2 protein-coding genes and 1 pseudogene are annotated in these 1,723 nt (G+C 40.0%); all 3 read right to left on the reverse strand.

Annotation, left to right across the window (positions count from 1 at the left end; all coding sequences use genetic code 11):
* A partial coding sequence (locus AACV78_RS12280; protein ID WP_228042737.1) for a hypothetical protein occupies positions 1-495 on the reverse strand: 495 nt, incomplete at its 3' end.
* A gap of 51 nt (positions 496-546) precedes the next feature.
* Positions 547-1,005 carry a hypothetical protein gene (locus AACV78_RS12285; RefSeq protein ID WP_194013144.1) on the reverse strand — a complete coding sequence of 153 codons (459 nt, stop codon included), beginning with the start codon at positions 1,003-1,005 and terminating at the stop codon, positions 547-549.
* 80 nt (positions 1,006-1,085) lie between these two features.
* Positions 1,086-1,723, reverse strand: a pseudogene (locus tag AACV78_RS12290) (hypothetical protein); the annotation flags it as partial.

The raw sequence follows: 1,723 nt of genomic DNA on the forward strand, positions 1-1,723 counted from the left end.
GGCAAAGCCATTTCCTACAGGGCTACTGTCGTCGTCAAATCCTAACTGAAAACCTGAGTTATTGTCAGTGCTTAAGAATGTGTTTGGGTTGCAGCGGTTGGAGGGAAGGTCGTTGTTTGTCCAGGCTATATATTTGGAACCAGGAGTAAGGTCAGAGAGGTTAAAACGGTCTACTTCCAAACCGGAGGCGAGGCTGTCGGAGAACTTTTTAGAGGTTTGAGGACGAGTGAATGTGTTTGTCCATCCCCATGAGATTCCGTTGTAAATTGTGACTTCTTGGTTTGGTCTGAGATAAGCTAGATAAAGTTCAAAATTCCAGTCATGATTATAGATATAACTTGGGTTGGAATTTGTCCCTAAAACGTAAGGCACGTCTAGAAAAGAGTATGATGGTAGATTTGTTTGAGGATTAAACCTACCCAGATAATCAGCCGCTAGATAGAAAGGAGTATTAGAGGATAGATTATCGATTAGATTAAAAGACGTAGCTGTCATCCCATAAGCAGATACAGGCTGTCCGCCCGTATTAACATTTACCCTTTGAATCTAATAAGTTTGACCAAATTTTGGTTCATCATTCGGGTCGGCTTCATAATCTATCCAAATACTAGCTCCAAGGCCCATTTGTTTTCCACTAGGAGGAATACCAAGTTCAGGAAAAATAGACATTTCCTTACCACACTGAGTTATAGGAGCGCAGGGATAGTAAGAAATCACATTAAAAGCCCCTCCTAAGTTACCACCTTGTTTAAATTTCCAACCTTGCTGCTGATAAGGTCTTAACAAATCCAGAAGTGCATCGCTTCCACCTCGTTTTATTTCTTTGATATCTTTTGTTGTAACAGTAATTTTACCGCTGTCGCCAGTGTCGGGAATTGTCACATAGGTTTCCTGAGAAGAACTTGCTGTTGTACCTCTAAGCTGGAATGCAAATACAGGCTCTGTAATTAGAGCTATCGGAACCATTGATGCGAACCAAACTTTAGGTAGAAGTAGAAATTGCATTTTTATAAATCCTCCACATATTAAAAAAAAAGAAAAATTTTATTTGTGATGCGATTGCGGCAATTATTAAGCAAAATAGGTTAGGGTAGTACAAAGCTAAACTGTGTCCACGGACTAGATAAATTACCTGTCAACACTCCCATCAATTGCTTGCGTTCTGCCTTTTCACGATCCCGATACCATCTCTGGGCCTCAGCATTGGTGTAGGTAAACCGAACCTTAGAAATACCCGGTTTGAATCCTCTAAAAAACCAGAGATTACTATATTTGTCAGGTATTTGAAGGTAAATATTTTGAGCGCCCCAATAAAATTTCCCCTCCCAGAAAAGGTTAAGGCTTTCTCCCGCTCTAACTAATGGAAAATCTGATTCAGTCCGAAATACCAGACTAACTTGAATTTTACCTGCATAAAAATTTTCACCATCCACCGCCATAAATTCAGGTGTCAAAGAATCCAAAGAAACGCGAAAGGCTGTTAGGGTATTGTTAGTAATACGAACTCCAAATTGTATAGGAGTATAATTACTAGGTTCATTTTGGGGAATTGTCAATACTCTTTCCGGGACTAGAGTTTCAAGCTTAATACTACTATCAGAGGGCGTTGTCGCTCCTGCGGACCTATGGCTCAGTGCCATTACACCCAAAAGGATTAAAGCCAATAAAAATAAGCCCAAATGCTTCATCACATCAATCAGCTTTGCTTTCTTAAAGTGACTCA

Source organism: Tychonema sp. LEGE 07196, from assembly GCF_963890365.1.
Lineage (GTDB): Bacteria > Cyanobacteriota > Cyanobacteriia > Cyanobacteriales > Microcoleaceae > Microcoleus.

Bases quoted from the DNA above. Each gene is read 5' to 3' on its own strand.
- AACV78_RS12285 (WP_194013144.1), bottom strand. From the start codon at position 1,005: ATGCAATTTCTACTTCTACCTAAAGTTTGGTTCGCATCAATGGTTCCG.